The organism is Thermoplasmata archaeon (assembly GCA_035632695.1).
Lineage (GTDB): Archaea > Thermoplasmatota > Thermoplasmata > RBG-16-68-12 > RBG-16-68-12 > RBG-16-68-12.
In genome coordinates, this window is the sequence record DASQGG010000116.1 from 1 (window position 1) to 6,016 (window position 6,016).

General features: G+C 64.4%; 6 protein-coding genes. 3 read left to right on the forward strand and 3 right to left on the reverse strand.

All coding sequences use genetic code 11. The annotated features are described in order from the left end of the window. Both VEY12_07905 and VEY12_07910 read left to right on the forward strand, forming a co-directional pair. The coding region (locus VEY12_07905; protein ID HYM40050.1) for a hypothetical protein at positions 1 to 459 on the forward strand (459 nt) is incomplete at its 5' end. A 179-nt stretch (positions 460 to 638) separates the two neighbouring features. Next, on the forward strand, positions 639 to 1,511 hold the full coding sequence (locus VEY12_07910) for a hypothetical protein (protein ID HYM40051.1): 873 nt from the start codon (positions 639 to 641) through the stop codon (positions 1,509 to 1,511). A gap of 519 nt (positions 1,512 to 2,030) precedes the next feature. Here the strand turns inward: VEY12_07910 and VEY12_07915 are convergent. Continuing rightward, the gene (locus VEY12_07915; protein HYM40052.1) at positions 2,031 to 2,192 is read right to left on the reverse strand and encodes a hypothetical protein; all 162 of its coding nucleotides are present in this window, start codon (positions 2,190 to 2,192) and stop codon (positions 2,031 to 2,033) included. 252 nt (positions 2,193 to 2,444) lie between these two features. On the opposite strand from VEY12_07915, the gene VEY12_07920 reads away from it, so the two are divergent. After that, positions 2,445 to 3,185 carry a class I SAM-dependent methyltransferase gene (locus VEY12_07920; protein HYM40053.1) on the forward strand — a complete coding sequence of 247 codons (741 nt, stop codon included), beginning with the start codon at positions 2,445 to 2,447 and terminating at the stop codon, positions 3,183 to 3,185. A 425-nt stretch (positions 3,186 to 3,610) separates the two neighbouring features. On the opposite strand, the gene VEY12_07925 is transcribed toward VEY12_07920, so the two are convergent. Then, positions 3,611 to 4,909: a DUF835 domain-containing protein gene (locus VEY12_07925; protein ID HYM40054.1), complete on the reverse strand. Its 1,299-nt coding sequence runs from the start codon at positions 4,907 to 4,909 to the stop codon at positions 3,611 to 3,613. A gap of 95 nt (positions 4,910 to 5,004) precedes the next feature. Further along, positions 5,005 to 6,016: hypothetical protein (locus VEY12_07930; protein ID HYM40055.1), on the reverse strand; the 1,012-nt coding region annotated here is incomplete at its 5' end.

Here is a 6,016-nt window from a genome sequence, read left to right on the forward strand (position 1 = left end):
GCTCCGCCTCTCCCCAGCTCGAGCACCCTCGACGGGGAGGCCTACAAGCTCCGCTACCTGGCGGAGGCGCCGCCTCCGCCGCAGAGGCCTGGACGATACGGGAATTGGTTCCTCGCGTTCGTAATCATGGTCATCGTGGCTGTCTTCTTTGCCGGTGCCGTGATCCTCGCAGGAACCATACCGACGTCCGTGCCGGTCACCGTGTCGCACATCATCTTTGACGGCGACTCCTGCAGCCTCGTTGGGGCCGGGATCACGCGGATCTTCTTCGTCTTGACGAACTCCGGAACCCGAAACGTGTCGGTGACCGTGGAGTTCCTCGTCGATGGGCGGTACGCCGGGCAGAATGTGTACACGATCCTTGCGGGGCAGGCCGTTCAGGAGGTCTACCACACGGCCACGGGATTCTGCAGCCCCACGTCGGTAGACGTGGAGATCATTGCGGCCAATCCGGTCTGAGAGGAACGCGATCTCGAACCCGGGGTCGGTGGGGCACGAGGGGCGTTGAGTCGGTGGTATTCGGCTTCGCGGGAAAGGGCCGGGGGGATTACCGCCCGGCGCTGCGAATTGGAGTTTTGAGGGGTGCGTGCGCCACCTTCTTAAGACCGCAATGAGATGGCGGCGGATCGGGGGGAGTCTTGGAGTTCAAAGCGGATCCTGTGGCGGTCTTCTGGGACCATGCTTCGCTCTGGAGAAAACTGAGACTCCTGAGGATGGTCGGGGCTCTTAAAAGCCCGACGGCCGAGAAGTATGTCCGGGAGATGTACGACCTCCGGAAGAAGGATGGCGGCTTTTCGAGAGGCCCCGGCGAGGTGTCCACCGTCAGTGCGACCGGGGAGGCGATCCTCGACCTCACTGTGCTCCACAAGAAATCGCCCATGATCGCGGGAGGCGTCAAGTTCCTCTGGGCCTTGCAAAATTCGAACGGAGGCTGGCACGAGAACCCGAATCTGCCCAAGGACGCGGTGCCGTTCTGGTCCAGCACGGAAAAAGGAGTGCCCATCCTCACCGCGGACTGCATCGAGGCCGCGGTTGAGGCCGGTTATGGAGAGGACGCGCACACGATCGGTGGCGTCGAGTGGTTGAAGACGATGCAGTCGGCCTCTGGCATGTGGCTGAGCCTCGAAGGAGCGGATCCGAGTGACTCGGACCCCGATTCCACGCAGAGGGCCATTTCAGCACTGATCCGGTACGGCATGCCTCGCAGCTCGGAACCCATCCGGAGAGGCTGCACCGCCCTGGAGCACTTCGTCTTGGAGGAAGCCGGCGACTGGGCCATGACGCATCCCCCGATGTGGCCTTGGACGGCAGCTCTGGAAGGATTGGTGGCCGCGGGATACGACGCATCGTTCAAAGCGTCGCATCTCGCGTTGGGACACATCCTGCGTCTTCGACAGGAGGATGGAAGTCGGCCGAACCAGTACGAGATCCGGGTCGTGCCTGTCTTGATCGCTCTCCGTCTGATGTCCACGGACTCCGTTCTGGCGACGATTCGGGAGAGGGAACCTTGAGACGTGCGCCAAGCCAACGCCCACCGGTGCGACCCCGAATGGATGGGGGCCCGGGTGGGGAACCCGGCGAGTCCTGATTTCCTCCTCGGGTGCGATCTCGCTAGGAGCTCGGAGCCGGACGGGTACCGTGGGTTCTATCAGGCCCCGGTTCGACGGCTTCTAGGGTGCCGCAACCGCGTAAAGGGCGTCCGCTCTGGGTGAAATGCCGGCGGCATTCGTTACATCCGCGTCCGCATTCACGGAAGAAAGGTTTTCGTGCGACGCCATGATCCCCGGCACGGCGAATCGTCGTGCGCATCCTTGTCGTCCAGGAATCCGATTGGATTGAACGGGGTCTCGAGTCCCGGCACCTAGGTTTCACGGCCCTCGCTCCCTGATGTTCGCGGGCAGATGAACGACACCTACGTTCCAGCCCGTAAGTATCCTGAAGGTTGTCGCGTTTCGCCCCGGGCGGTGCACGCACCGCCTTACACCATCTGCGGTGCCGATTCCTGCAGTCCGCCACCCGGTGGCGGCGGCTCACTCGCCCTCGCTCTCGCCCGGGCGCCCCTCCAGCTCTTCCTGGCGAAGCCGGCGGCTGCACGCGAGGCAGTCCACATCGCGTGGGTTTCGGGTGACCTCGCCGTGCTCGGCGCCGCAGTACGGCTTGCCGTCGCGATCCGCGAGGTGGAGCGCGTCCACGTCCCACGAAGGGCTGCGAGCACCTTGGCCTTTGCGGACGGGGACGGGGACTCCCCAAAGGGGAACCGATCGCGGTCCAGTCGTGGTTGAGTACTTCGGCTTCACCACGGGCGTCGCGGGCACATTCAGAGCCCCGGGCCGGCTTTGAAGTCGTTGACATAGCAGACGACGGGTCCAATCGGTCTGACGACGCGGAAAGAACCACCGAGATTCGACGTCAGACTTATAGCAGCACGCCCAGTTGAACAAGATATGGCGAGCAAAGTCTCACCGCAGGGGCCCGACTACGGCAATTGGGTCTCGTGGAAGCTTCTGCTCGCAGCGGGCCTCGCCAGCGTTGTCCTGTTCGCGTTGTCTCTACTCTTCATCTACCTGGTGATCGGCGCGGTCCTGGCCCTCGCTGAGTTTGTGCTCTTTGCGTATGGACGCTACCAGCAATCCCCTCGGGGCGGCAACGTCCAAGCGAAACTGTGGGACTCGCTCGTTGAACGCCTGGACTGGGACGGGCACGGGCGGGCAATCGACATCGGATGCGGAAACGGTCCCGTGGCCATTCGGGTGGCCAAGAGATATCCCGGCGCCGAGGTGGTCGGAGTCGACGTCTGGGGAACGATGTGGGAGTACTCCAAGGCAAAATGCGATGAGAATGCAAAGGCCGAGAAGGTGGGCAACCGGGTTTTGTTTCAGATGGCCGACGCGGCCAAGCTCCCTTTCGAAGACGGAGCCTTCGATGCCGCCGTGAGTAATGACGTGTTCCACAACGTTCGGGGTGTGAAGGACAAAAGGGCGGTATTGAAGGAAGCCTTGCGGGTCGTAAAGAAAGGGGGCAGCTTCTCCTTTCAGGACGGGTTCACCGTAAAGCGGTACTACCATTGGGAGGCCGACGAATTGGTCGGTGCCATCAGGAGTTGGGGCGTAGCGAACGTGAGCTTCGAGAAGCTGCCCTATGCCAGAGTTGTTGGCGGGGTGAGTGCGATTTGGGGGGTCAAATAGGAAGCCCCCCGGTTCGGACCCCGCGGTCCACGATCCTGCGCCCACTCCCGAACGGGCAGGCTGGACCTTAGTTGGTATTGTCCAGCACGAAACCAAGGGGCAGGTCGTACTTGAATCTGGTAGGCACGCACGGTTACCATGACCGTTCGATGTTCGGTTCCCTTGGGCGGGTTCGAACACTCCTCACGATTCCCTCGGGGGTGGAACAAGTCCGGTCGGATTTGAATGACATCTCTCGGCGGGGGCCTCGCTGTTGTCCGATAGTGGGCTCCTTGACGACCTCCACGCCAGCGGGGAAGCCTCCGCATGTTAGGACGACATGGCGAAAGAGGGCGGGTCGCGGGAAGCTCGAAAGCGACACGGAGCCTCACACGCCGCCTCGTAGCCATCCCACAGGCTTCGAGCGGCGTCTCGCGCGGGACAAACTAAGGGGCGACCCGCTCGATCTCCTCGGCCGAGGGGTTCGCGGATCCAACGAGGTTCGTCTCGCGCCGAATCAGGGCGAACTCCCGTTCCTGGAACGCCGCGGGATCCATCGGCAGGAGGAGGATGGCCTCGTGGAGACCCACGAGTTCGTTCAGGTCGTGCAGGAGGGCGAGGACGGACGTGAAGTCGTTGTGGGCGATCAGGTACTCCACCCCGTCCAGCAGGACGACCGGATTGCTGCCGAAGGAGACGAACTGTTCCACGGCCCGGCCGACCTTCTCCGGGGGGGACGGCGGGACGGAGTTCTTCTCCGTGGCCACGCGGCTCAGCCACAGGATCGGAGTGCGTTCGAGGCCGTACTTCGTCATGATCACCTTGGGCGTACGCCGGGTGATGCACAGGCCCTGGGCCCCGTGGGTCACGAGATCCTGGAAGATTTCGAAGGCGCGCGTCCCGTCCGGATCGAGGACCGCGTACGTCTGGGCGCGTTCCAAGTGGTACGTCGGCAGGCTGCTCGCCGGCCGCTCCGCGACGGGGACAATGAGCCCCTGGAGAAAGGACTTCTCCCGCGCCGCGTACGCGATCAGCGCGAGGAGGGCCATCTCCACGAGAAACCCCGGGGCGCGCAGGTCGATCCCGTAGTTCGGCAGGACGATCTCGAAGAGGAGCTCCCCGACGGAGAAGCCGCTGATGCCGACGATGATTAGGTACGTCTCCCGCCGCACGTGGACGTCGGACTTCGTCCTTCGGAGGTGGCCGATGAACCGGTACGGTGCGTAGACGTTCAGCGTGGCGACCGCCACGCCGTTGAAGACGAGGAAGTAGGGCTCGAACTGGATGACCGTCGGGTAGATCTGCACGACGGTCGGGGAGGACACGTAGATCGTGGCGAGGGCGAGCAGCATGATGAAGCAATAGAACACGTAGGAGTTCGGGAACTCCGTGCTCATCCAGCGCGCGAAGTCCTTCCCCTTCGTGATGCTCGGCGTCGTGGCCACGACGACGAACGCCCCGATCACGATGCTGAACGCGTAGTCGAACGTCGCCTGCACGCGCTTGGAGAGGACGATGCCGTCCCGGACCGCCTGGAGGCTCGAGGACGCGTTGTCCGTGATGTAGATCGAGATCAGGACGTTCGAGACGACCGCGCACGTCAGGAGCAGGGTCGCCGTGAGGAGGACCTTCTTCTGGAACACCTTGCGGGTCCGCTGGCGGGCGATCGCGCCCACGACGAGCGCGGAGAGGAAGAGGGCGCCCGCCGCGCTCAGGTACGTGAGGGCCGGCACGCTGCTGTCCACGGAGGACCTCCGACGAGTGCGGGCGTCCGTGTGGGCGCGTGCCTACTTAAGAAGTCCCGCGTGGTTATCAACGGTAGGAAGGCCCCGCGGACCGGCTATCCCATAGCCACGAGGGCGGCGAGGAGCTCCTTCGCGCCCGTGACATCCTCGGGACCGCCCATCCAATCCTTCAGCACGTCCGCGTTCTTGGACTCGAATTCGCGGAGGAGGTCACGAAGCGTCCAGCGCAACGCCTCGTCTTCCTGTCCTGCGAGCACGACGATCAGGTACGCGTAGCGGCCTCGTTCAATGAGCAGGGTACGGTTGCCGAAGGCCACGGAACGCAGGCCGGGCCCGCCCAGCGCGGGGAAGGAGGTCTGCATGAAGTTCTGGATGGTGTCCAAGGTCGCGCCGAACAGGTCTGCGTCGACGCCGACCTCCTGCCAGACGTCGGTGGAGTCGATCAGCAATCCTCCCTTGTGGACGAGGAAGGCGGCCTGCACGCCGTACGGCACGCCCCGGGCCCTCCGGATACCCGCGAGGAAGGTGCCGTGGCCCGACGGCAGGCTCGCGACGAGGGCGACCAGGCCCGGGAGGACCAGGAGCGTGGAGAACAGGGGAGGGGCATCAAGGTGGAAGAGGACCACGGTCGCGTTCCACGCGAACCACATGGCCATGCCGATCGCCGCGGCGAGCACGAACCCGAACGCGCGGCGGGCGGACACGCGGACTTGGCCGCGGACCTCGCGGTACGTCCGGTACAGCGGGACGACCCCCGTGAGGCCGTAGACGTCCACGTACGCGGCCCAGAACGCGAAACCCAGGGGATTGTACGCCGGGAGGAAGGCCGGCGCGCCCGGACCGCCGGGGACGGGTGGCGCAGCGAGGAGGATGGGTCCTAAGGCAATCAGGGCCGCGGAGGGAGCGAAGACGAGGAAGAGATCCCGCGCCGGGCGTCCGTACAGGGCGGCGGCGAACAGGACGAAGAAGGCCGTGGACAAGGTCAAGGCGCTCACGCCGAGGACCTCGGCGAACCACGCATCCGACGGAGCGGAGGCCCAGAATACGAAAGCGTCTGCGACGGCGTACCCGACGAAACACATGCAGGTGCAGAGGAGGAACAACTCC